Source organism: Streptomyces sp. NPDC059524, assembly GCF_042749255.1.
Taxonomy (GTDB): domain Bacteria; phylum Actinomycetota; class Actinomycetes; order Streptomycetales; family Streptomycetaceae; genus Streptomyces; species Streptomyces xanthii.
This window is the reverse complement of sequence record NZ_JBHYTK010000134.1, coordinates 1-23,079: the sequence shown is the minus strand read 5'-3', so window position 1 is coordinate 23,079 and position 23,079 is coordinate 1. Positions and strand designations below refer to the sequence as shown.

Sequence of the window (23,079 nt, the reverse complement as noted above, 5' to 3'; positions counted from 1 at the left end):
GTGTGGCGGGACCCGGCCTCCGCGAGTGACTCGGAACCGGTGGCTCAGGTCCGGCGGATCAGAGCCGGTGGTTCAGATCCGGTGGTTCAGAGCCGTTGGTTCGGATCGGATCCGGTGGATCAGAGCTGGCCGGACTCGGAGATCGTGATCTTGGCGGCGGTGGCACCGCTGCGCGAGCCGAGGGACTCGATCTTCTTCACGAGCTCCATGCCGTCCTCGACCTCGCCGAAGACGACGTGCTTGCCGTCCAGCCACTCGGTGACGATCGTGGTGATGAAGAACTGCGAGCCGTTGGTGTTCGGGCCCGCGTTGGCCATGGAGAGCAGGCCCGGCTTGGTGTGCTTGAGCTTGAAGTTCTCGTCGGCGAACTTCTCGCCGTAGATGCTCTTGCCGCCGGTGCCGTTGCCGGCGGTGAAGTCGCCGCCCTGGAGCATGAAGGCCGGGATGACTCGGTGGAAGGAGGAGCCGGCGTAGCCGAAGCCCTTCTCACCGGTGCACAGCGCGCGGAAGTTCTCCGCGGTCTTCGGGACGACGTCCTCGAAGAGGTTGAACGTGATCCGCCCGGCGGGCTCGTCGTTGATCGTGATGTCGAAGTAGGTCTTGATTGCCATGGCGCAATCTTTTCATCACGACGGGCGGATTGCCGATTCGGCCCGCCCGGACGACCGCGCCGCGACACCCGGTAGTCACGGCGTGGCCGTACGTGACCGTTTCAGGCCGACAGGCGGTCGCGAGCCTGCACGCCGTCCTTGAGCGGCCGCATTCCGTGGGCCTTGGCGAGCCCGTACGGCGGCATGTCGCCGTAGATGGTCTCGTACGAGCCGGCCGGGACGACGTAGGTCTCGTGCCAGAGGCCGACATGACCGCCACTGTTGCGCAGGAGCTTGTTGATCCGGGCCCACCACGGGCGGTGCCGTTTGTCGGGCAGGGCCGCGTAGGTGAGCAGCTTGTCCTTGGACTCCCAGTACTGGATGACGAAGTACGAGCGCGGGCTCGCGGTGCCCAGGATGTGGTCGAGAAGTCCCAGACCCCGGTCCTTCTTCAGCTCCCTGAGCATCATGGGCATCGCGAAGAACACCGGGATCCAGCGGTGCACCGCCCAGAAGTGATTGATCCGCATGCCGATGAGGAAGACGACGACGTCCTCATCGACGGCAGCGGTCGAGCGTCCCAGTTGTGTGCATGCGGACACGACTCCCCCGATCCGTCGGACTACGAATGTGAGACTGCAGGCCATGAGCGTGCTGCGGCTGCGGCGATCACCGGAGCCGTGGTTGGATAGTGGCACTTTCCAAGAAGGGGCACAAGAGATGCGGCTTGCGGAGCTGAGCGAGCGCAGCGGGGTGCCGGTGGGCACCATCAAGTACTACCTGCGCGAAGGCCTGCTCCCGCCGGGGCGGCGGATCAGCGCGACCCAGGCGGAGTACGAGGAGGCGCACGTGCGCCGGCTCGCGCTGATCCGGGCGCTGGTCCAGGTCGGCCGGGTGCCGGTGGCCACGGCCCGCGAGGTGATCGCGGCGGTCGACGACGAGTCGCTCTCCACGACGTTCCGGGTGGGCGCCGCGATGTGGGCGCTGCCCCAGCCGCCGGACCCGGACCCGCAGGACCCGCACATCGTGCGGGCGACGGCGCTGGTCGAGTCGCTGCTCGACGAGCTGGGCTGGACGCACGCGCGGGAGATCGGCGCGCTGTCCCCCAGCTACCGCGCCCTGATCAGCTCGCTGGCGACCCTGCCCCGGGTCGGCTACGAGTTCCCGCCCGAGCAGCTGACCCCCTACGGCCGCGCCGTGGAGGAGATCGCGACGGTGGACCTCGACCACCTGGACCGGTACGACGACACCACCGAGAAGGCGGAGATCGTGGTCGGCGCCGCCGTGCTCTTCGAACCGGTGCTGCTCGCGCTGCGCCGGCTGGCCCAGGAGGAGCTGACGACCAGGCGTTACGGCTTGTGAGGACCGGGCCGGGGCTGCCTACGATGGCGGCAGGCCCCGGGTTCCCGGTGGCGGGTCGGCAATCGGGAGGGGACGTCATGATCATCTTCGGTACGCGGGGCTATGTGTACCAGCTCGCCATGCTCACGCTGGTGTGCGGCAACTGCGGCAATCCGGCCGCGCACGCGCTGCGCAAGTACGTCACGAAGTTCACGCTGTTCTTCGTTCCCCTGTTCCCGATCTCGACCAAGTACCGCACCCAGTGCACGTTCTGCGGGCTCGAGCAGCAGCTGCCCAGGGAGCAGGCCGAGGGGATGCTAGCGCAGGCCTCGCCGACTGCTGGCGGCAGCGCGCACCAGCAGCACGTCCAGGGCTGAGAGCCGGCCCGGCCCGGAGCCGGCCCCGCACGGGACCGGTGTCCGCCTGACGTTGGCCGAAAATATCCGCCCGGCGCCTTGCCCCGGGCCGCCTAGGGCCTTTCTTTCGAATCAGGCTGGATCAGGGAGCGGGGCGTGGTGCGTGCAGCTGCAAGGCGGAGGAGGGCGACAACGCGATGGGGGCCCCTGCTCGAGCGAAGCCGAGAGCTTGGGGGAGTTGGCAACCGACGACAACGCCGCAGATGCGCGTGCCACGCCCCGCGAGCCCAGCCTGATCCGAAAGAAAGGCCCTAGATGCCTCCGGCAGCCGCACGCCGGAGGCATCCGCCGTTCCCGGGCCCCCGCGGAGGCCGTTTCCGTCCCCTCCGGGACCGGCTTCCGCCTCCCCTTCCGGTTCCTCACGCCGTATCACGCCCCCTGTCACGGAAGGCGAGTTCACGACGAAGTCACCGCCAGGGCGTACTACCCGGATTGTCCGGTCTGCTCGGCCCGCGGCATGACTAGCATGAGCGCTCGTACGGTCCGGAAGCTCGGCGTCCCATTCGGCGTCCGCCTGGTGGACCGAGCCGTCGACGTGACCGGTCGGCGCATCACCCCCGCACTCAAGGACCGAGGACCGCGGAATGTCAGTGCCTGCTCCTCCCCGCCCGCGCGCGACCGCGAAGGCCCGGCGCACCTCGCTCGGCAGACCGCTCGCCGTGCTCGTGGCGGCGGCCGCGGCGGCCGGTGCCGCCGCCGCTCTCGCCCCCTCCGGCGCCACCGGCTGGGCGGTCGTCACGGTCGTGGTCGCCTGGGCGGCTCTGGCCGTCGCCGTCCTGCTGGGCCACACGGCCGGTGACCGGGCCCGGCGCGACGCCCGGCGGGCCCGCGAGGAACTCGCCCTGACGCAGGGCCGCCTGACGCAGCAGACCGCCGAGACGGCCCAGCTCGTGAACCTCGCGCTGCCCGCCGTGCTGCGGCGCGTCGAGGAAGGTGCCGAGGCGGCGCCGGGCGCGCAGGCCCCCTCCGACCCGCAACTGCGCAGGATCCTGGACGAGTTCACCGCGGCCCTCGAGACGGTGGACCACCGCGCCCGGCAGGCCGCCGCCGAACGGGACGCAGCCCGCGCCGAACTGGACCGGGGCACCGCCGAGTTGGCCCGTATGACCCAGGAGACGTTCCCCACCGCTGTGGCCCGGCTGCACGACGGGGTGTCCGCCGACGCGGTCCTCGCGGAGCTCGACTGGCCCGCCACCCCGGTGCTCCGCGTGCCCGCCGAGGCGTTCCTGCGCGAGCTCGCGCTGAGCGAGCGCCGCGCCGCCGCCGCGCAGGCCGCCTCCGCGAAGGCCCTCAGCCGTGTGCAGGCCAAGTCGGTGAGCATGCTGGCCGACCTGCGCAGCATGCAGGAACGTCACGGCGAGGAGGTCTTCGGCGATCTGCTCCGCCTGGACCACTCCACCTCCCAGCTCGGCCTGATGACGGACCGTCTGGCCCTGCTCATGGGCGGCCGCTCCAGCCGCGCCTGGAACAAGCCCATCGTCATGGAGAGCGTCCTGCGCGGCGCCGTCGGCCGCATCGCCGCCTACCAGCGGGTGCGTCTGCACTGCGCCACGAACGCGGCGATCGCCGGGTTCGCCGCCGAAGGCGTGATGCACCTGCTCGCCGAACTGATGGACAACGCGGCCAACTTCTCGCCGCCCATCGACGAGGTGCACGTCTACGTGGAGGAACGGTCCGCCGGGATCGTCGTCACCATCGAGGACAGCGGCCTGAAGATGGCCGACGCGGCGATGCGCCGGGCGGAGGAGGCGGTGTCCGGCCAGGTCACCGACCTCGCCTCGCTCCAGGGCACCCGGCTCGGTCTCGCGGTCGTGGGCCGGCTCGCGCTGAAGTACCGGATCGACGTCAACTTCAGGCCGTCCTCGCGCGGCGGCACCGGCGTCGTCGTCCTGCTGCCCCCGCAACTGCTCGCCCAGCAGCGCGAGGCCGTGCGGCCCACCGCCATGGCTCCGGCCGCTCCGGCCGACTCCTCCCCCACCGCGGCACCCGGCCCTGAGCCCCTGCCCGCGTCCGCACCCGCCGCCGCCCCGGAGGAGACGCACGAGCGGGCCGAGGTACCCGCGCCGCGTCCCGCGCCCGCGACCGGCGCGACGCCGGGCGGCCTGCCGGTGCGCGCCCCGGGCCGCACCATGGCCGCCGCCGAGCAGGAGCGTTCCCGCCCCGCGCCCTCCCCCGGGCGCGTCACGGACCCCGCCCGGAACGCGGGAGCCCGCTTCGGCGCCTTCCACCGGGGCCGCAAGGCCGCGGAGAACGGCCTCGACGACCGCGCCCCGTCCGCGCCGGACACCCCCGCCCGGCGCCCCGACGGCCCCGCGGACGACGCGGACCGCCCCGCGTAGCCGCCGCGCCCGAGACCCACTCACCCCCCGCTCGACACCTGAGATTGGAGGCACGGGCGGCACCCCGGCTCCCCCGCCGGGCCGGCCCGCCCGACCCGCCATGCAGACCACTGACACCAGCCTGACCTGGCTCCTCGAGAACCTCCTGGAGCGCACCCCCGGCACCCGGCACGCCCTGGTCCTGTCCCGGGACGGCCTGAAGCTGTGCTGGAGCGAGCACCTCACGCTCGACCAGGCCGACCAGCTCGCGGCGATCTGTTCCGGCATCCAGGCCCTCGCGCAGGGCGCGTCCGTCGAGTTCGGCGACGGCACCGGCGGCGTCCGGCACTCGATGACGGAGTTCCACGGCGGGCTGCTGTTCATCGTGGACGCGGGCGAGGGCGCCCATCTCGCGGTGCTGGCGGACGAGGACGCCGACCCGGGCGTCGTCGGGCACCAGATGACGGAGCTGGTGGAACAGATCGGCGAGCATCTGCGGGCCGCTCCGCGCGAGCCCGTCGTGGGGAGCGGCGCCTCGTGACCCGGCGGCCGGTGGACACCGGCGACCCGGACCGGCTCTACACCGTCACCGGGGGCCGCTCGCGCGTCGACGACACCTCGTTCGACCTGGTCACGCTGGTGGTCAGCGAGTGCGCCCCGACCGCGGGGATGCAGTCCGAGCATGTCCGGATCCTGGAGCTGTGCCGGCATCCGACGGCCGTGGTGGAGATCGCCGCGGAGTTGCGGCTGCCGATCACGGTGATCCGCATCCTGCTCGGCGACCTGCTGGCCGGCGGGAAGGTCACCGCCCGTCATCCGCGCGCGGCCCCCGGGGTCGCCGCGCTCCCCGATTCCGACCTTCTCAAGGAGGTGCTCCATGGGCTCCGCAACCTCTGAACTGTCCGCGACCTCGGAGCTTTCCGCACGCACCCCGCTCGGCGACACCGCGGACACCGGCCTGAAGATCGTCGTGGTGGGCGGCTTCGGCGTCGGCAAGACCACGCTGGTGCGCTCGGTCAGCGAGATCCGCCCGCTGAACACCGAGGAGGTCATGACGCAGGCCGGTGTGGGCGTCGACTCGACGGCGGGCGTCGCCTCGAAGACGACCACCACCGTGGCCTTCGACTTCGGCCGCATCAGCCTCAACGACCGCATGGTCCTCTACTTGTTCGGCGCCCCGGGCCAGGAGCGGTTCTGGTTCCTGTGGGACCGGCTGTTCTCGGGGACGCTGGGCGCGGTCGTCCTCGTCGACACCCGGCGCATGGACGACTCCTGGTACGCCATCGACCGGCTGGAGTACCACGGCACGCCGTTCGTGGTGGCGGTCAACCGGTTCGACGACGAACCGGTGCGGCACTCCCTCGACGAGATACGCCAGGCGCTCGCGCTGCCCGCCCACGTGCCGATGGTGGACTGCGACGCCCGGGTCAGATCCTCGGGCAAGGACGTGCTGATCACCCTCGTCGACCACCTCTACGAACTGGCCATGGCCCAGGAGACGACACCGTGACCGACCAGAGCCCCACCGCCCCCGCAGGCTGCCCGGCGCACGCGGGCGCGGTCCCGCTGAGCGGCCTGGAGTACCAGCAGACGCCGTCCCAGCTGTACCGCTCGCTGCGCCGCGAGCACGGCCCGGTCGCCCCCGTGCTGCTCGACGGAGGCGTGCCGGCGTGGCTGGTGCTCGGCTACTCCGAGGTCAGCTACGTGACCGCGCACGACGAGCTGTTCGCCCGTGACTCGCGCCGCTGGAACCAGTGGGAGAACATCCCCGCGGACTGGCCGCTGATGCCGTTCGTCGGCTACCAGCCCTCGGTGCTGTTCACGGAGGGCGTGGAGCACCAGCGGCGGGCCGGAGTGATCACGCACGCCCTGGAGCAGGTCGACCAGTTCGAACTGGCCCGGGACTGCGGGCAGATCGCCGACGCGCTGATCTCCCGGTTCGCGGGCAGCGGCCAGGCCGAGCTGATGGCGGCGTACGCGCACGCGCTGCCGATGCGGGCCGCGGTGCAGATGTGCGGGATGCCGCAGCTCGGCACGGACACACAGGATCTGGTGGACGATCTGCGGATCTCGCTGGACGCCGCCGAGGGCGACGACCCGGTCGCGGCGTACGTGCGGGTGGGCGAGCGGATCGCGGCGCTGGTCAAGGAGAAGCGGGAGCGGCCCGGCGCGGACGTCACCTCGCGGATGATCCTGGACCCGGCGGGGCTGACCGACGAGGAGATCGTGCAGGACCTGATCTCGGTGATCGCCGCGGCCCAGCAGCCGACGGCGAACTGGATCTGCAACACGCTGCGTCTGCTGCTGACCGACGAGCGGTTCGCGCTGAACGTCTCGGGCGGCCGGGTGAGCGTCGGCGAGGCGCTCAACGAGGTGCTGTGGCTGGACACCCCGACGCAGAACTTCATCGGCCGCTGGGCGGTGCGCGACACCCAGCTGGGCGGCCGTCTGATCCGTGCCGGCGACTGTGTGGTGCTGGGGCTCGCGGCGGCGAACACGGACCCGCAGATCTGGCCCGAGTCGCACGTGGGCGCGGAGAACGCGGCGCACCTGTCGTTCAGCAACGGGGAGCACCGCTGCCCCTACCCGGCGCCGCTCCTCGCCGACGTCATCGCGCGCACGGCGGTGGAGACGCTCCTGGACCGGCTGCCGGACCTGGTGCTCGCGGTGGAGCCGGCGGAACTGACCTGGCGTCCGTCGATCTGGATGCGGGGTCTGACCTCGCTGCCGGTGCGGTTCACCCCGGTGGTGCACTGAGCGGCCCGAGCACCGGGCAGCCGAACAGTGCGGCCAGCAGGGCCCGTTGACGGTCCGTCACCGGTGTGACGAACACGGCGGCGTCCGCTCCGGTCCGCGCGCAGAGGGCCGCCGCCTCCTGCGCCTTGCCGGAGCTGAGGACCGTACGGGCGGAGTGCGGCTGGTCCATCTTGGCGGCCCCGCCCGCCGACACCCCGCGCCGCTGCACGATCCGCCCGACGACGCGGGCGCCTGTGGCGGCCAGTTCGGCCTCGGCAGCGTCCATGCGGGCCGTGTGATCCTTGTGGCGCGCGCTGAAGTGCCCTACGAGGACGATGTCCGCACCGGCCACAGGCGGGGCCTGCACCGGTGCCGGGCCCGGCACCGGCCGCCGCCCCGGTCGCCGGTCACGCCTCCGATTCTGCTGCACGCCGGCCAGCCTAAGCCCCGTGAGGGGCGCGGGGCTTCAACAGGCGGCGCCCATGCACTCGCGCACCTCCCGGAGGGTCCGCTCCGCGATCTCGTTGGCGCGGGCGTTGCCGGACCGGAGTACGTCCCTGACCAGCGCCCGGTCCGCGGCGAACTCGGCGCGACGCGCGCGGATGGGGGCGAGGCGGGTGTTGACGGCCTCGGTGACACGGCGCTTGAGCGCGGCGCCGCCCCCGTCGCCGATCTCCTCGGCGACCTGGACCGGGTCGGTCTCCTCGCACAGCGCGGCGAGCAGCACGAGGGAGGACACCTCGGGCCGGTGCGCGGGGTCGTACGTGATGCGGCGGTCGGCGTCGGTCTTGGCGCCGCGCAGGAGGCGGGCGGTCTCGTCGGCGTCGGCGGACAGGGAGATCGCGTTGCCGCGGCTCTTGCTCATCTTGCCGCCGTCGGTGCCGAGCAGCAGCGGCGCGGTGGAGAGCAGCGCCTCGGGCTCGGGGAAGACGGGACGGTCCTTGGCGTAGCGCTCGTTGAAGCGGCGGGCGACGGTGCGGGTGATCTCCAGGTGGGGCAGCTGGTCCTGGCCGACGGGGACGAGGTCGGCCTTGCAGAAGAGGATGTCGGCGGCCTGGTGGACGGGGTAGGTGAACATGAGGCCGCTGACGGAGGCCTGCCGCGAGTGGGCGATCTCGTCCTTGACGGTGGGGTTGCGGTTGAGTTCGGAGACGGAGACCAGGCTGAGGAACGGCAGCAGGAGCTGGTTGAGGGCGGGCACGGCGCTGTGGGTGAAGATCGTGGAGCGCTCGGGGTCGATGCCGATGGCGAGGTGGTCGAGGACGAGCTCCTCGACGTACTCCTTCAGGTTCTCGGCGATGTCGCGGTCGGTGAGGACCTGGTAGTCGGCGACGAGGACGAGGGTCTCGACGCCGAGGTCCTGGAGTCTGACGCGGTTGTGCAGGGTGCCGAAGTAGTGGCCGAGATGGAGGCGTCCGGTGGGGCGGTCGCCGGTCAGGACGCGGAACCGCGAGGGGTCCTTGCGGATCAGCTGCTCGAGCTCGGCGCTGCGGGCCTGCGCGGTACTGGTGCCGAGGGCGTCGGTGCTGGTGCTGGTGCTCATGGTGTCTGTCTCCCGGGGTCGTGGTCGCCCTCGGGACGGCACCGCTTCCGGGAGACTTCCGGGGAAGCAGAAAGGGCCGTCCGGGGACGGCCCTTGTACGTGCGTGAGTGGGTGGCCGCCTCTAAGTGAGGCGCCACCAGCTCAGACACGAAGAACGATGCATACGGCCATGCTACACGTGACCTCGGCGGAGGTCAGGCCTCCACCGGGGTGAAGCGCACCGGCAGGGACTGCGGGCCACGGGTGAACACGCCCTGCTCGACCGGGTCGAAGCCGTCGGCGAGCCGCAGGTCGGGCATCGCGTCGAGGAGCTGGTTCACGCCGGTCTCGACCTCGGCCTTGGCGAGCAGCGCGCCGACGCAGAAGTGCCGGCCGAGCGCGAAGGCGAGGTGGTCGGCGGCGGCCGAGAAGGCGGTCGTGGTGGTCAGGTCCTCGCGGAAGATGTCGAAGCGGTCGGGGTCCTTGTAGCGGTTCTCGTCGCGGTTGGCGGAGCCGATGAGGCAGGTGACGGTGGCTCCGGCGGGGACGGTGCCGCCGCTGAGCTCCACGTCGACGGCGGACTGCCGCATGATCATGTGGACGGGCGGGGTGAAGCGCAGCGTCTCGGCGAAGGCGCGGGCGATCAGGGAGCGGTCCTCGCGGACGGCGGCCAGCTGCTCGGGGTGGGTGAGCAGGTTGGCGAAGATGCTGGCGATGGCCTTGTCGGTGGTCTCGCCGCCGGCGGCGAGGAGCAGGCTGCAGAAGGCCTTGATGTCCTCGTCGTTCATGCGGACGCCGTCGACCTCGGCGGCGCAGAGCGCGGAGAGCAGGTCGTCGCCGAGGTTCTCGCGGCGGGCCTGGATGATCGGGATCATGTACTCGGCGAACTCGACGCGGGTGCGCTCGCCCGCGGCGGCGACGTCGGGGTCGCCGGCGAGGTTGCCGAGGAAGGCGATGACGGTCGTGTACCAGCCGTGGAAGCGGGCGTGGTCGGCCTTGTCGAGGCCGAGCATGTCGGCGATGACGTTGACCGGGAAGCGGGTGGCGTAGTCCGCGACGAGGTCGGCCGAGCCGGTGGCGCGGAAGGTGTCTATGAGCTCACGGGAGTTGGCCTCGATGACGGGCAGGAACTTCTCCTGGAGGTCGCTGCCGCGGAAGGCCGGGGCGACGAGCGCCCGGCGCACCGCGTGCTCGCGCCCGCTGAGCTGGAGGATCGTCTTGCCGTGCACCGGCTCGATCTGCCAGTCGTAGTTGTCGGTGGTGAACTGCGCCTCCTTGTCCTTGAAGACGCGCTCGACGTCGGCGTACCGCGAGACGATCCAGCTCTGCGTCGGCTCGTGCCAGATGAGCGGCGCGGACTCCCGCATGGCGCGGTAGGCGGGGTAGGGGTTCTGGGCGAACTCCGGCGACAGGATGTCGGGGATCTGCGCGGTGGACATGGAGCTCCCTGAGTGGGGTGACGGACGGTCCACCTCAGGTTATTGATCACCCGTCACCCGGAACAGGCTGCTCCACGCCGACAGTTGAGCGCTGCACGATCCTCGTGGCCGAAAACCGACGCCACCCGGCCGGTCTCAGCCGTTGGGGAGGATGACGGCCCGGCCGTTGATCTTGCCGTCGTGCAGGCGCGCGTAGGCCTCGGGCGCGTCGTCGAGCGAGTACGTCTCGGTGTGCACGGAGACGTCGCCGGCCCGCGCCAGGTCGAGCACCTCGATGAGTTCGGCGCGGCTGCCCCAGTACGGGGCGGTGACGCTGACCTCGTAGTTCTGCCGTCCGAAGCCGACGGGCAGGGCGCCGCCGCCGATGCCGACGAGGGTGACGTCGCCCTCGGTCGCGGCGATGGCGCCGGCGGTGTCGACGGTGGGCTGGATGCCGACGAAGTCGAAGACGGCCTCGGCGCCGCGCCCGCCGGTGAGCTCGCGGACCTTCGCGGCGGCTCCGGCGTCGGAGAGGATCGCCTGGTGGGCGCCGACGGTGCGGGCGAGCGAGAGCTTGTCCTCCGAGACGTCGAGGGCGACGACGCGGGCGGCGGTCATGGCGCGCAGCAGCTGGATGGCCACGTGGCCGAGGCCGCCGGTGCCGATGACGACGGCGGTGGAGCCGGGTACGAGCTTGGGCAGCGAGCGCTTGACGGCGTGGTACGGGGTGAGGCCGGCGTCGGTGAGCGGCACGGCGGCGACGGGGTCGAGGCCGCCGAGGGGCACGAGGTGGCGCGGGTCGTCGACGAGCATGTACTCGGCCATGGAGCCGGGGGCGCCGAGGCCGGGCGGACGGATGCCGAGCTCGGCGGCGCGCAGGCAGTAGTTCTCCTTGCCCTCCGCGCACTTGATGCAGGCGCCGCAGCCCCAGGGGCCGTAGACGGCGACGGAGTCGCCCTCGCGCACGCCGGTCACGCCCGCGCCGAGGGCGGCGACGGTGCCGACGCCCTCGTGGCCGAGGGTGAGGGGCAGCGGGAAGGAGAGCTCCTCGGCGGACCAGCTCATGACGGCGATGTCGGAGTGGCAGACACCGGCCGCGGTGACCTTCAGGAGGACCTGCCCGGGGCCCGGCTCGGGATCGGGGACGGTGACGACCTCGGGGGCTGCTCCGACGGTCCGGTACTGAAGCGCCTTCATGACTCGACTCCTTCGTCGCTCTCGCGTGCCCCCGCCCCTCCACCGTACTCCCGCTCGCGTCCCATCGGGACACATGTCCCCATGGGACATGCATCACGGCAAAAAAGGACCCCGACCGTACGGGGGAGAACGGTCGGGGCCTGGTTCAAAGTTTAACATCGAACCAACCTGTTCCGTGCCGCCACCGCGCCGCACGGGGGTGAGGTCGGACACATCGATTCATCAGACGCACATGCCGCGTTCCACCACTGCCCATAAGGTGTCAAAGGCCAGCATTCGCCGCCACCTGTGCAGGGAGAGCTCGTGGTTCAACCGCAGGACGTCCTCACCGCACCCGTCAAAGCCTCGGTCTTCCTCGTCGTCACCGTCGCGCCCGGCGGGGAGGAGACCGTACGGGACACCCTGGAGGACCTGTCGGGGCTGCGCAGATCCGTCGCCTTCCGCGCCCCCGAGGACACCCTCACCTGCATCACGGGCATCGGCTCGACCGCCTGGGACCGGCTCTTCGCCGGCCCCCGCCCCCGCGAACTGCACCCCTTCCAGGCCCTGGCCGGACCGCGCCACCTCGCCCCGGCCACCCCCGGCGATCTCCTCTTCCACATCCGCGCCCGCCGCATGGACCTCTGCTTCGAACTGGCCCGGTTGCTGATCGAGCGGCTCGGCCGCGCGGTGACCGTCGTGGACGAGGTGCACGGGTTCAAGTACTTCGACGAGCGCGACCTGCTGGGCTTCGTCGACGGCAGCGAGAACCCGACGGGGAACGCCGCACCGGCCGCCGTCCTCATCGGCGACGAGGACCCGGACTTCCGCGGCGGCAGCTACGTCATCGTGCAGAAGTACGTGCACGACATGGCGGCCTGGGAAGCCCTGCCGACCTCCGAGCAGGAGAAGGTCATCGGCCGCGCCAAACTCACCAACGTGGAGATGCCCGACGACGTGAAGCCGTCGAACTCGCACGTCGCGCTCAACACGATCGTCGACGAGGACGGCACACAGCGCCAGATCGTGCGCGAGAACATGCCGTTCGGCACGATCGGCGCCGGCGAGTTCGGCACCTACTTCATCGGCTACGCGCGCACGCCGGACGTGACCGAGCGGATGCTGCGCAACATGTTCCTCGGCGATCCGCCCGGCAACCACGACCGCATCCTCGACTTCTCCACGGCGGTCACCGGCTGCCTCTTCCACGTGCCGACCGCCGACTTCCTCGACGACCTGCCCGCGCCGCCCGCCCGGACCGCCGACCCCGTCGGCGGCACCCTCGGCATCGGCAGCCTCAAAGGAGCCTGAGCACCATGAGTACGAACCTGCACCGGGAACTCGCGCCGATCACCCCCGCCGCATGGGCCGAGATCGAGGAGGAGGCGCGGCGCACCTTCCAGCGCCATGTGGCGGGCCGCCGCGTCGTGGACGTCACCGGTCCCGACGGCCCCGAGCTCGCCGCGGTCGGCACCGGCCATCTCAGCGACATCAGTCCGCCGGCGCCGGGCGTCCTGGCCAGGCTGCGCGGGGTGCAGCAGCTGGTCGACCTGCGGGTGCCGTTCACCGTGAGCCGGGACGCCGTCGACGACGTGGAGCGGGGCGCGCAGGACTCCGATTGGCAGCCGGTGAAGGACGCGGCCCGCGCCATGGCCTTCGCCGAGGACCAGGCGATCTTCGACGGGTACGCGGCGGCGGGCATCCCGGGGCTGCGCGAGCGCACCTCGAACCCGGTGCTCAGCCTGCCGGCCGAGCCGCGCGACTATCCGGACACGATCAGCCGGGCGCTGACCGCGCTGCGCCTCGCCGGTGTCGACGGCCCGTACGCGCTGCTGCTCGGCGCGGACGCCTACACGGCGGTCAGCGAGACCTCCGACCACGGCTATCCGATCGCCAACCACCTGGGCCGCCTCCTGAACGGTGAGCTGATCTGGGCGCCCGCGCTCAACGGCGCTTTCGTGCTGTCCACGCGGGGCGGCGACTTCGAGCTGCGGCTCGGCCAGGACCTGGCGATCGGCTACACGACGCACGACGCGCACGGCATCGAGCTGTACTTCCAGCAGACGCTGACCTTCCTGCCCTACACCGACGAGGCCGTCGTCGCGCTCAACGCCTGAGTAGGCGCGCCCCGGCGGTTGAGTACCCGCACCGGTGCGCCGGTGCGGGCCCGGCGCGTTCGATGGCGCCATGGAACCTCTCCCCACCCGGCCCTTCGACGCACCGCAGCGACCGCGCTTCTGGTCCGCCGTGGCCGCCGTGCTGTTCCTGCCCGCGGCCCTCGGCGCGGCCGTGCTCACCCTGATGTCCGAACGGGCGGGCCGCTGCCTCACGTACGGGGAGCGGTGCGGCTCCTCGCTCCCGAACCAGGTGTTCGCCGGGGCGCTGGTGCTGGGGCTCGCCGCGCTGGTGGTGGTGCAGGCCGCGCCCGGCGTGCGGGTGCGCCGTTGGGCACTCGCCGCGCAGCTCGTGTTCGAGGGCACGGCACTGGTGACGATCCTCAGCCACGCATGAGGCGTTCGACCGCCTTCACCGCGGCTGTGGCGCCGTCCTCGGTGGCCATCCGGGCGGCGACACCGGCTGCGCCGGTCGCTTCCGGCAGGGCGCGCAGGGCTGCGGTGAGGCGGGCGGCGGTGAGCTGCCCGAACGGGATCGGGGTGACGGCGGCGCCCGCGCGGTGCAGCCGGCCGGCCCAGAACGGCTGGTCCGCGGTGACCGGCACCGGCACCGAGGGCACGCCCGCGCGGGCGGCGGCGGCCGAGGTGCCCGCGCCGCAGTGGTGCACGACGCCGGCGGTGCGGGGCAGCAGGAGTTCGTGGGGCAGGTCGCCGACGGTGAGGATGCCGTCGGTGTCGGCGGCGAGCCCCGCGGCGCCCGACTGGAGGATGCCGCGCAGCCCCGCGCCGCGCAACGCCTCGACGGCGAGCGCGCTCAGCCGCTCCCCCTCCCCCGACGCCATGCTCCCGAAGGACACGAGGACGGGCGGGGGCCCGGCGGCGAGGAAGTCCTCGACCTCCGGCGGCAGTTCACGCGTGGCGAGATACGGCCACCAGGTGCCGACGACCTCCAGTCCGGGCCGCCAGTCGGCGGGGCGCGGCACGAGCGCCTCGCTGAATCCGTGCAGCACCGGGCGGTGGGCCCTCTCCTCGCGGCGGCGGACCTCGGGGCCGTGCGCGGGCGGCAGGTCGAGGCGGGTCCGCAGGTCCCGTACGGCGGGGGCGTAGACGCGGTCGACCATGCGCAGGGCGAAGCGGCCCGCGAGGCGGTTGCCGAACCGTCCGAGCGAGCGGGTCCCGGCGACGACGGGCGGGAAGGCGCCCGTGGGGGCGTTGGGCTGGAGGTGGGCGCCTGCCGCGGGGATTCCGGTGGCCTCGGTGAGGTGCGGGCCGAACGGGGCCGTGGTGGCGGACAGGAGCATCAGATCGGTGCCGGCCTCCAGGAGGTCCTCGAAGCCGCGCCCCAGGTCGGCGGCGAACGCGGCGGCGCTCCCCATCAGCGTCCGCCCCTGCCCCGGGGCCCGGCGCGGCCCGGCGGACAGCGCCCGGAACCCGAGCCCGGCGGCCCGCACCATCGGGGCGAACTCCTCCTGCGCGGCCACCCGCACGTCGTGCCCGGCGGCGAGCAGCCCGGCGCCGAGCCCGGTGTAGGGCGCGATGTCACCACGGGAGCCCGCGGTGGCGATGAGAATCTTCATGACGGCTCCTGGGAGGGTGGGTGTCGGTGGTCGGGCCCTTCCTCACCGGTCCGGGGAGCCCTCGGAGGTCTCCGGGGCGGCGTCGAGGCGGGCCGCGTTCGCGTGGACCGCGGTCCTGAGGTACGCGGCCAGGCCGGGGCGCTGCTGGGGTGGCGGGACGACGAGGGCGAAGGCGCGGGGGTCGGCGGCGAAGTCGTCGGCGATGCGGCGGTGGGTTCCCGGCGGGCAGGGGGTGAACCAGCGGGCGGTGTGGCGGCGTTGTTCCTCCGCCAGAGCCATGGCCTCGGGTCCGTCGGCGGGAAGGCCGTCGTCGTACGCGGCGAGGAGGTCGCGGCGCCACGCGGCGGCCTCGCGCATCAGGGTGCGCCAGTCCTCCTTGGAGTGGGCGGCGGCGCGGGCCATCGCGGTGCGGTGGCCCGCCGAGTCCCGCCCTCGGACGTCGGCCTCGGTCGCGTAGCTGAGGTCGAAGGCGATGTCGCCGAAGACGTCGAGGCGTTCCTCGGGGGTGAGGCGCACGCCGGTCGTCTGCACCTCGATGGCCCGGTCGGTGAGTGCGGCCAGGTGGGTGAGGCGTTCCAGCTGCTCGGTGAGCTGGCGGCGGCGGGCCCGCAGATGGTCCAGCACACCGGCGTCCGGGTCGGCGAGGATCGCGGCGATCTCGTCGAGGGGGAAGCCGAGTTCGCGGTAGAAGAGGATCTGCCGCAGGCGGGCCAGGTCGGCGTCGTCGTAGCGGCGGTAGCCGGCCGGGGTGCGGGTGCTCGGCGAGAGCAGCCCGGTGCGGTCGTAGTGGTGCAGGGTGCGCACCGTCACCCCGGCGGCCTCGGAGAGCTGCCCGATCGAGTACTGCATGCCCGTGCCCTTTCGTCGGCCTCGAGCATGCGGCCTGACGTAAGGGGAGGCTCAAGCCGAGCCCCGGCGAAGGCGACGGGGCCCGGCTCGTGGGGTCAGTCGCGGTGCGGGACCACGGCCACCGGGCAGGGCGCGTGGTGCAGGACCGCGTGCGCGACGGAGCCGATGCGGGCACCGACGGCGGTGCGGCGGGCGCGCCGCCCGACGACGAGGAGCTGGGCGTCGGCGGCGACCGACAGGAGGACCTGTCCCGCGCTGCCGATCTCGGTGTGCTCGACGACCGGCACGTCGGGGTACCGCTCGCGGAGCGGGGCGAGGGCGTCGCCGAGGGCCTTCTTCTCGTACGGTTCGAGGCCGCCGGACTCGTCGAGGAGTTCGAGCGAGGCCGGGCTGTAGGCGAAGACGGGCGGGAGGCTCCAGGCGCGCACCGCACGCACGCGTGCGCCGCGGGCGGCGGCGGTGCGGAAGGCGAACTCCAGGGCGTCCGCGCTGTCCTGGGGATCGCCCTCCTGCCCGACGACGACATCGCGCCCGGCGGCCTCGCCGGAGGCCTCGTCGCCGGAGCGGACCAGGACGACGGGGCGCTCGGCGCCCGCGATGACCTGCTGCCCGACGGAGCCGAGCAGGAAGCCGACGAGCGGGCCGTGGCCGCGCGAGCCGAGCGCGAGCAGTTCCGCGCCGGCCGCGGCGGCGATCAGGGACTCGCCGGCGCCGTCGTCCTCCAGGACGTCGGTGGTGACGGCGAGTCCCGGGTGGCGCTCGGCGAGTTCCCGCCGGGTCTCCGCGAGCAGGTCGTGCGCCCACTGGATCTGCGCGGCCTCGTCGGCGGCGAGGACCAGCGTCTCGGGCAGGAGCTGTCCGACGTGCACGAGCCGCAGCGGCAGGTCGCGGCGCACCGCCTCGCGGGCCGCCCACGCGGCGGCGGCCGCGCTCTCGGGTGATCCGTCCACTCCCGCGGTGATCGGCCTGTTCATCCGGCTCTCCTCCTTGTGCGGCGTACGTGTGTCTCCTCCCGATCCTGCCTCACTACGCGCGGTGACCGGCGGCGCCCTCGGCCGGCTTGCCCGCCGTCCCGGTCTTCCCGGGGCGCAGGAAGGTGTTCCAGCCGCCCGGCGGCCGCTCTCCCACCTGGAGCGAGCGCAGCCGGTCGAGGACGGCCGGGTCCTGGGCATCCAGCCAGTCGACGAACTGGCGGAAGGACACGAGCCGTACGTCCTTCTTGTCGGAGATCTGCTTGAGGGTGGCCTCGACGGCGTCCATGTAGATGCCGCCGTTCCACTCCTCGAAGTGGTTGCCGATGAAGAACGGGGCGCGGTTGGTCTCGTAGGCGCGCTGGAATCCGGCGAGGTAGGACTCGGTGGCCTGGGTGCGCCAGCCCGGGTAGTTGTAGGACGGGGCGCGGGTGGAGTTCTTGGACTGGTTGGCGAGGATGTTGTAGTCCATCGACAGGACCTCGAAGCGGTGGCCGGGGAACGGGATCCCCTGCAGGGGCAGGTCCCAGATGCCCTGCTTCTTGTCGGGCCAGCGCTGGAGTCCGCCGGGCGAGGAGGCGTCGTAGCGCCAGCCGAGCTCGCGGGCGACGGGCAGCAGGTTCTCCTGGCCGAGCAGGCAGGGGGTGCGGCCGCCGATGAGCTCCTTGTCGTAGTCGAAGGGCAGCGACGGGTGGTCGTGCCAACCGGTGTGGGTGCGCCAGGACTTGACGAAGGTGCGGGCCTGCTCGATCTCGCTGCGCCACTGGGCGGCGTTCCAGTTGGCGACCGAGCCGGAGCCGCCGCAGAAGTGCCCGTTGAAGTGGGTGCCGATCTCGTGGCCGTCCATCCAGGCCTGGTGGACGTTCTTGAGGGTCTCCCGGACGTGCCCGTCGGTGAGGTAGCCGATGTCGGAGGCGCCGACCGGGTTGTTGGGCGGGTTGTAGAGACGCTTCCTGGACTCCGGCAGGAGGTAGAGCCCGGAGAGGAAGAAGGTCATGTGGGCGTTGTGCTCACGGGCCAGGTCGAGGAAGCGCGGGAAGAGCCCGTTGCCGACCTCGCCCGCGCCGTCCCAGGAGAAGATCACGAACTGCGGCGGGGTCTGGCCCGGCTCCAGCGGCGCGGCCGCGGCCGGCTGGTTCGGCTGAGCGCCGGTGTAGGAGGTGGAGCCGTCGCCGATCAGGCGCGGGGCCTTCTTCTTGGGGGCGGCGGGGCGGTCGGGGCGGCGGCCCGGACCGGCCTGGGGGGCGGGCTGTTCCGCCTCGCCGGCGCATCCGCTGAGCGTCGCCGCGGCGGCGGCACCGAGACCGACCCCGAGACCCAGGCGCCCCATCTCCCTGCGGCTCATTGCCTTGCTGGAACTCATGGACATCCCAACCCGCGCCGCGCGAGGGCGCGTTGTACGTCCCCCCACACGGACACCGACCCCCGCACCGTAGAACCGATAAACGGACAAAAGGTTCATTTCAGGCGGCGCGGCGCGCAAAAGGGCCCTTAAGCCGGGCAAAGGGAGGGTCGGGGGCGGGTCGAGCCGGAGCGGTCAGGCCGGGAGCGTCAGGACGGCGCTGACCCGCTTGCCGACCGGTACGCGCTCCACGCGGAGCTCGGCGAGCGCGCCCACGATCTCGAGTCCGTGTCCGCCGACCCGGGCGGGATCGCGCGGCCGGCGGTACGGGACGGCGGCCCCGCTGTCGTAGACGGTGACGGTGACCTGGCGGGGCGTCCCCTCGAGTTCGAGGACGCAGGGGCCCGGGCTGTGCCGGTCCGCGTTGGTGATCAGCTCGCTGACGACGAGCAGGACGTCGCCCGCGGTCACCCGGTCCAGGGCGACGCTCCAGGTCTGCCGCAGCCGGGCCAGGAAGGCCTCGGCGAAAGCGCGCGCCTGCGCGCTGCACCCCGTGCCGCCGGAGTAGTGGGTCGCCCGCCACAGGGGTTCCATGGTCGCCGCGGCGCATCTCGGCGCCGGCACCTCGTCGAATCGTTCCGTCATTCCGCGTCTCTCTCACACCGGGAGGACCTCCGTCGGGGAGGCTTCCGCAGCGTGCTGCTACCCCGGGACGGGCAGGGCAGTCCTGCCGGGGGATGTGACGCGCAGCGCTGTCCTCGCCATCCGCAGGGCGTCCACGGACTCGGCCAGGAGTTCGTACTCGGTGGTGTCGTCCTGGGCGGTGATCCGCACCAGCCGCCCGTCCGCCAGTTCCTCGGCGGCGTGGTCCTGCTGTCCGTCGTCGGCGCACCAGGCGCGCAGCCGGGCCGGCACATCGGGGGCGTCCTCGGCGACCGGCACGAGGGCCCCTTCGGGTAAGTGCGGAAGTCCGGGGCGGGGGTCGAGGCGCTCGGCGATCCAGGACGCCCGGTCCCGTAACCACCACAGGGCGAGCGGCAGGGTCGGGGCGCGGTAGGTGCCGAGCGGGACCCCCACGCGCCGTCCGCCGGAGATTCCGTACGCGGTGACATGGCACAGGAATTCGTCGTGCACGATCTCCCCCATTGCCTGACGTCATTGATCAGTACTTGGTGAGCAATTGACCAGTGATCGAGCGCGGCGGCGGGAACGGCCGGCGATGCGGTTCTCGACGTGCCGTGCCCCGTTGTCGCGGAACGGATTTCAACCATCCCACCTGTTGAGTATCGGCACTCGGGACCCACTGTCACCACAGCTTTCGCGCCAGTCTCCTGCCGAAGTCCGGCCCAGAATTGGCCGAAACCGGCACGGTGGACGACACTGCTCCTCATGCGCTCACACGAGGTTCTCATCGACGGTTACGGAAGAATTCGCGAGGAAGTGCACGCCGTACTGGACGGCATTTCCGTTTCCGATCTTCATGCCCGGCCGACGGCCGAGGCGAATTCCGTCGCCTGGCTGATCTGGCATCTCACCCGGGTGCAGGACGACCACTTGGCGGACGCGGCGGACCGCGACCAGGTGTGGCGGTCGCAGGGCTGGGCCGAGCGCTTCGACCTGCCGCTGCCCGAGGCGGACACGGGGTACGGGCATTCGCCGAAGCAGGTCGGCGAGGTGCGGGTGAAGTCGGCCGACGTGCTGCGCGAGTACTACGACGCGGTGCACGAGCAGACCCTGGGCTTCCTGGCCGGACTCGACGACGCGGCGCTCGACCGCATCGTCGACACCCGCTGGGACCCGCCGGTGTCGCTGGCCGTCCGCCTGATCAGCGTGCTGTCGGACGACCTCCAGCACGCCGGACAGGCGGCCTACGTACGCGGCCTGCTCTGAGTCACCGAGGCGGGCGCCGCACCGCAGGCGCCCGCTCCGGGCCTTCCGGCCCGCTCAGCCGAGCCGCTCCTCCAGCCGGACCGTGACAACGTCGCCCGCCTCCTTGCCGATCGCCCGGCGCAGCTCGGCCTTCACCGGCAGCTTGTGGCGGCCGTCGCCGAGGGCCATGAAGGAGCTGGTGAAGGCGCGGCCGTCGACGGTGCCGCGGACCTTGACCAGACCCCGGGTACCGAAGAAGGCGGCCGATTCCGGCCACACCACATAAGTCCATCCGCCCGGTTCCGGGCTCTTCTCCAGGACGGCGCTGAACTCCTTGTCCAGCGCCGTTTCGGCGTTCGCGTGCGCGCTCATCGCGGCCTCCGGTGATCGTCTGGGGCCGGTCCGGTGCGGCCCGCCCACCTGTGATGACCGTGACCCGCCGGAGAACTCATCGCATCCGGCCGGAACGTGAACCCTTGACAACTCGATTGGTCTGGACCAACTTTGGCGCACAGCAGCGGTGGCCACCGTTCACTCCCGTTCCTCACCTCTCCCCCCGGAGGCACCCGTGGACCGTGTACGTCATCGCAGAACCGGCACCCGCCGGAGGCTCGGCGCTCTGCTCGCCGTCACCTCGGCCGCCGCGCTCGGCGTCACGGCGCTCGCCGCGCCGGCCCAGGCCGCCGATGTGAACGTGGCCAAGAACGCCGGCTTCGAGGCCGACCTGAGCGGCTGGACGTGCAGCGCGAACAGCGGCACCGCCGTCACCTCGCCCGTGCACGGCGGCGCCAAGGCCCTCAAGGCGACCCCCTCGGGCCAGGACACCGCCGAGTGCAGCCAGACCGTCGCGGTCAAGCCCAACTCGACGTACCAGATGAGCAGTTGGGTGCAGGGCAGCTATGTGTACCTGGGCGCCCGGGGCACCGGCACCACCGACGTCTCGACCTGGACCCCCGGCGGATCGTCCTGGCAGCAGCTGACGACGAGCTTCACGACCGGCGCGAACACGACCTCGGTCACGATCTACACCCACGGCTGGTACGGGCAGAGCGCCTACTACGCGGACGACATCGACGTGCGCGGCCCGGACGGGGGCGGCGGCACCGACCCGGTCGTGATCCCGGCGGTGCCGGCCGGGCTCACCGCCGGCACCGTGACCGCCTCGTCCGTCGACCTGTCCTGGACGCCGGTCAGCGGCGCCACCAACTACACGGTCTACCGGGACGGCACGAAGGTGGCCTCCGTCGCGGGCGCCGCCACGACCGTCACGGGGCTCGCGGCCGACACCGCGTACAGCTTCCAGGTCAGCGCGTCGAACGCGGCGGGCGAGTCCGCCCGGTCCACCGCAGTGAGCGCGCGCACGGCGAAGTCCGGGGGCGGCGGGGGCGGTGGCGGGACGGTGCCCGCGCATGCGCTGACCGGCTACTGGCAGAACTTCGACAACGGCGCGACGGTGCAGAAGCTCCGTGACGTCTCCGCGCAGTACGACATCATCGCCGTGTCCTTCGCCGACGCGACGACCACGCCGGGGCAGATCACCTTCAACCTCGACCCGGCGGTCGGCTACGCCTCCACAGCGGACTTCAAGGCGGACATCGCGGCGAAGCAGGCCGCGGGCAAGTCCGTGATCCTCTCGGTCGGCGGCGAGAAGGGCAGCATCTCCGTCAACAGCGACGCGTCCGCGACCGCCTTCGCCGACAGCGCGTACGCGCTGATGTCGGAGTACGGCTTCGACGGCGTCGACATCGACCTGGAGAACGGGCTGAACTCGACGTACATGACCAAGGCGCTGCGTCAGCTCGCCGCCAAGGCGGGGTCGAAGTTCGTGCTGACGATGGCGCCGCAGACGATCGACATGCAGTCGACGGCCGGCGAGTACTTCAAGACAGCGCTGAACGTGAAGGACATCCTCACGGTCGTCAACATGCAGTACTACAACAGCGGTTCGATGCTGGGCTGTGACGGCAAGGTCTACAGCCAGGGCACCGTCGACTTCCTCACGGCGCTCGCCTGCATCCAGCTGGAGGGCGGCCTCGACGCCTCGCAGGTCGGGCTCGGCGTCCCGGCGTCCACGCGCGGCGCGGGCAGCGGCTACGTCGCCCCGTCGGTGGTCAACGCGGCCCTCGACTGCCTGACGCGCGGCACCGGCTGCGGCACGTTCAAGCCGTCGAAGACGTACCCGGGGCTGCGCGGCGCGATGACCTGGTCGACGAACTGGGACGCGACGGCGGGCGGCGCCTGGTCGAGCGCGGTCGGACCGAAGGTGCACGCCCTGCCGTAGTGCGGGCGGGCCGGTCCGCGGTCAGCCGCCCATGAAGAGCATCGTCCCGTCGGGGCCCAGGGCCTCGACGCGGGCGCCGTGCTCGACGGTGCGGCTGACCGTGCAGTACTTCTCGTGGGTGAGCCGGATGCCGCGCTCCAGCGCCTCGGCGGCACCGGGCTCACCCTCGGGCAGCTCGATCTCGTACGAGACGCGGACGGCACCGATCCGGCCGTCGTCCTCGGGGCGGGACACGGACTCGACGACGATGCGCAGCGCGTCGTGCTCGACCGTGCGGGCGGTGCGGTCCACGACCAGGCCGCCGCAGCCGCCGAGGGCGGCGAGCAGCAGTTCGACGGGGGTGAAGGAGGGCTGGGCGCCGGCGGAGTCGGCGGGGGCGATACGGACCTCGGCGCCCCGGTCGTTGCGGGCGGTCCAGTCGCGTTCGCCGTTGCGGACGGTCTCGATGCGGTAGTCGGCCATGGCGGAACGGTATCGACGCGGGCCGCCCGGCGCCCCCGGAGCGAAGGCCCGGGAGCGGTCCCGCGGGGTCGGGGAGCCCGCGCGCCCCACACGCGCG

The 23,079-nt window shown here is 72.3% G+C and carries 26 protein-coding genes; 12 read left to right on the top strand and 14 right to left on the bottom strand.

Going from position 1 to position 23,079, the window contains the following annotated elements; all coding sequences use genetic code 11:
• Window positions 1–119 precede the first annotated feature (119 nt).
• Both ACFW9D_RS29495 and ACFW9D_RS29490 read right to left on the bottom strand, forming a co-directional pair.
• Entirely contained in the window at window positions 120–611 is a 492-nt protein-coding gene (locus ACFW9D_RS29495) for a peptidylprolyl isomerase (protein ID WP_384626799.1), read from the bottom strand.
• A 101-nt stretch (window positions 612–712) separates the two neighbouring features.
• A complete protein-coding gene (locus ACFW9D_RS29490) occupies window positions 713–1,192 on the bottom strand; it encodes a DUF4188 domain-containing protein (RefSeq protein WP_384626797.1) in 480 nt (159 codons plus the stop codon).
• Between the two features lie 118 nt (window positions 1,193–1,310).
• Here ACFW9D_RS29490 and ACFW9D_RS29485 point away from each other — a divergent pair, with 118 nt between their 5' ends.
• The 7 genes from ACFW9D_RS29485 to ACFW9D_RS29455 all read left to right on the top strand — a co-directional run bounded on the left by ACFW9D_RS29485 (window position 1,311) and on the right by ACFW9D_RS29455 (window position 7,422).
• A complete protein-coding gene (locus ACFW9D_RS29485; RefSeq protein WP_188335221.1) occupies window positions 1,311–1,952 on the top strand; it encodes a MerR family transcriptional regulator in 642 nt (213 codons plus the stop codon).
• Window positions 1,953–2,029: 77 nt separating this feature from the next.
• Entirely contained in the window at window positions 2,030–2,308 is a 279-nt protein-coding gene (locus ACFW9D_RS29480; RefSeq protein ID WP_384626794.1) for a zinc-ribbon domain-containing protein, read from the top strand.
• A 623-nt stretch (window positions 2,309–2,931) separates the two neighbouring features.
• Window positions 2,932–4,686 carry a sensor histidine kinase KdpD gene (locus tag ACFW9D_RS29475; protein WP_188335223.1) on the top strand — a complete coding sequence of 585 codons (1,755 nt, stop codon included), beginning with the start codon at window positions 2,932–2,934 and terminating at the stop codon, window positions 4,684–4,686.
• Between the two features lie 100 nt (window positions 4,687–4,786).
• Window positions 4,787–5,206: a roadblock/LC7 domain-containing protein gene (locus ACFW9D_RS29470; RefSeq protein ID WP_188335224.1), complete on the top strand. Its 420-nt coding sequence runs from the start codon at window positions 4,787–4,789 to the stop codon at window positions 5,204–5,206.
• Window positions 5,203–5,562 (top strand): DUF742 domain-containing protein, encoded by a 360-nt coding sequence (locus ACFW9D_RS29465; protein WP_188335225.1) that lies wholly within the window; start codon window positions 5,203–5,205, stop codon window positions 5,560–5,562. The genes ACFW9D_RS29470 and ACFW9D_RS29465 overlap by 4 nt, the downstream gene beginning before the upstream one ends.
• Window positions 5,543–6,175: an ATP/GTP-binding protein gene (locus ACFW9D_RS29460; RefSeq protein WP_384626790.1), complete on the top strand. Its 633-nt coding sequence runs from the start codon at window positions 5,543–5,545 to the stop codon at window positions 6,173–6,175. The genes ACFW9D_RS29465 and ACFW9D_RS29460 overlap by 20 nt, the downstream gene beginning before the upstream one ends.
• On the top strand, window positions 6,172–7,422 hold the full coding sequence (locus tag ACFW9D_RS29455; protein ID WP_384626788.1) for a cytochrome P450: 1,251 nt from the start codon (window positions 6,172–6,174) through the stop codon (window positions 7,420–7,422). The genes ACFW9D_RS29460 and ACFW9D_RS29455 overlap by 4 nt, the downstream gene beginning before the upstream one ends.
• Here the strand turns inward: ACFW9D_RS29455 and ACFW9D_RS29450 are convergent.
• The 4 genes from ACFW9D_RS29450 to ACFW9D_RS29435 form a co-directional block, all read right to left on the bottom strand.
• Window positions 7,403–7,687, bottom strand: a complete 285-nt coding sequence (locus ACFW9D_RS29450; RefSeq protein ID WP_384626785.1) for a hypothetical protein — start codon at window positions 7,685–7,687, stop codon at window positions 7,403–7,405. The two genes, ACFW9D_RS29455 and ACFW9D_RS29450, sit on opposite strands and share 20 nt — an antisense overlap.
• Window positions 7,688–7,867: 180 nt before the next feature.
• Window positions 7,868–8,944 carry a tryptophan--tRNA ligase gene (gene trpS / locus ACFW9D_RS29445; RefSeq protein WP_384626782.1) on the bottom strand — a complete coding sequence of 359 codons (1,077 nt, stop codon included), beginning with the start codon at window positions 8,942–8,944 and terminating at the stop codon, window positions 7,868–7,870.
• A 194-nt stretch (window positions 8,945–9,138) separates the two neighbouring features.
• Window positions 9,139–10,362 (bottom strand): cytochrome P450, encoded by a 1,224-nt coding sequence (locus ACFW9D_RS29440; protein ID WP_384626779.1) that lies wholly within the window; start codon window positions 10,360–10,362, stop codon window positions 9,139–9,141.
• Window positions 10,363–10,497: 135 nt separating this feature from the next.
• Window positions 10,498–11,538, bottom strand: a complete 1,041-nt coding sequence (locus ACFW9D_RS29435) for an NAD(P)-dependent alcohol dehydrogenase (RefSeq protein WP_384626776.1) — start codon at window positions 11,536–11,538, stop codon at window positions 10,498–10,500.
• Window positions 11,539–11,841: 303 nt separating this feature from the next.
• Here ACFW9D_RS29435 and ACFW9D_RS29430 point away from each other — a divergent pair, with 303 nt between their 5' ends.
• From ACFW9D_RS29430 to ACFW9D_RS29420, 3 genes are all read left to right on the top strand, one after another.
• The gene (locus tag ACFW9D_RS29430) at window positions 11,842–12,828 is read left to right on the top strand and encodes a Dyp-type peroxidase (protein ID WP_188335231.1); all 987 of its coding nucleotides are present in this window, start codon (window positions 11,842–11,844) and stop codon (window positions 12,826–12,828) included.
• Window positions 12,829–12,833: 5 nt separating this feature from the next.
• Window positions 12,834–13,634 carry a family 1 encapsulin nanocompartment shell protein gene (locus ACFW9D_RS29425; RefSeq protein WP_384626773.1) on the top strand — a complete coding sequence of 267 codons (801 nt, stop codon included), beginning with the start codon at window positions 12,834–12,836 and terminating at the stop codon, window positions 13,632–13,634.
• A 70-nt stretch (window positions 13,635–13,704) separates the two neighbouring features.
• Complete coding sequence (locus tag ACFW9D_RS29420) at window positions 13,705–14,028, top strand: hypothetical protein (protein ID WP_384626770.1); 324 nt, start codon at window positions 13,705–13,707, stop codon at window positions 14,026–14,028.
• On the opposite strand, the gene ACFW9D_RS29415 is transcribed toward ACFW9D_RS29420, so the two are convergent.
• From ACFW9D_RS29415 to ACFW9D_RS29390, 6 genes are all read right to left on the bottom strand, one after another.
• Window positions 14,015–15,208 carry a glycosyltransferase gene (locus ACFW9D_RS29415; RefSeq protein ID WP_384626767.1) on the bottom strand — a complete coding sequence of 398 codons (1,194 nt, stop codon included), beginning with the start codon at window positions 15,206–15,208 and terminating at the stop codon, window positions 14,015–14,017. The two genes, ACFW9D_RS29420 and ACFW9D_RS29415, sit on opposite strands and share 14 nt — an antisense overlap.
• A 42-nt stretch (window positions 15,209–15,250) precedes the next feature.
• On the bottom strand, window positions 15,251–16,057 hold the full coding sequence (locus ACFW9D_RS29410) for a MerR family transcriptional regulator (protein ID WP_384626763.1): 807 nt from the start codon (window positions 16,055–16,057) through the stop codon (window positions 15,251–15,253).
• 95 nt (window positions 16,058–16,152) lie between these two features.
• On the bottom strand, window positions 16,153–17,031 hold the full coding sequence (locus ACFW9D_RS29405) for a universal stress protein (RefSeq protein ID WP_384626760.1): 879 nt from the start codon (window positions 17,029–17,031) through the stop codon (window positions 16,153–16,155).
• Window positions 17,032–17,083: 52 nt separating this feature from the next.
• A complete protein-coding gene (locus tag ACFW9D_RS29400; protein WP_384626757.1) occupies window positions 17,084–18,391 on the bottom strand; it encodes a hypothetical protein in 1,308 nt (435 codons plus the stop codon).
• Between the two features lie 174 nt (window positions 18,392–18,565).
• Entirely contained in the window at window positions 18,566–19,015 is a 450-nt protein-coding gene (locus ACFW9D_RS29395) for an ATP-binding protein (RefSeq protein ID WP_384626755.1), read from the bottom strand.
• A 57-nt stretch (window positions 19,016–19,072) separates the two neighbouring features.
• Window positions 19,073–19,504 (bottom strand): hypothetical protein, encoded by a 432-nt coding sequence (locus tag ACFW9D_RS29390; RefSeq protein ID WP_188335237.1) that lies wholly within the window; start codon window positions 19,502–19,504, stop codon window positions 19,073–19,075.
• 255 nt (window positions 19,505–19,759) lie between these two features.
• Between ACFW9D_RS29390 and ACFW9D_RS29385 the strand changes: the two genes are divergently transcribed.
• On the top strand, window positions 19,760–20,260 hold the full coding sequence (locus ACFW9D_RS29385; RefSeq protein ID WP_384626752.1) for a DinB family protein: 501 nt from the start codon (window positions 19,760–19,762) through the stop codon (window positions 20,258–20,260).
• A 54-nt stretch (window positions 20,261–20,314) separates the two neighbouring features.
• On the opposite strand, the gene ACFW9D_RS29380 is transcribed toward ACFW9D_RS29385, so the two are convergent.
• A complete protein-coding gene (locus ACFW9D_RS29380) occupies window positions 20,315–20,611 on the bottom strand; it encodes a DUF1905 domain-containing protein (RefSeq protein WP_188335239.1) in 297 nt (98 codons plus the stop codon).
• A gap of 196 nt (window positions 20,612–20,807) precedes the next feature.
• Between ACFW9D_RS29380 and ACFW9D_RS29375 the strand changes: the two genes are divergently transcribed.
• Window positions 20,808–22,520: a chitinase gene (locus tag ACFW9D_RS29375; RefSeq protein ID WP_384626749.1), complete on the top strand. Its 1,713-nt coding sequence runs from the start codon at window positions 20,808–20,810 to the stop codon at window positions 22,518–22,520.
• Between the two features lie 21 nt (window positions 22,521–22,541).
• Here ACFW9D_RS29375 and ACFW9D_RS29370 read toward each other — a convergent pair whose 3' ends face one another.
• Entirely contained in the window at window positions 22,542–22,982 is a 441-nt protein-coding gene (locus ACFW9D_RS29370; protein WP_384626746.1) for an OsmC family protein, read from the bottom strand.
• Window positions 22,983–23,079 lie beyond the last annotated feature (97 nt).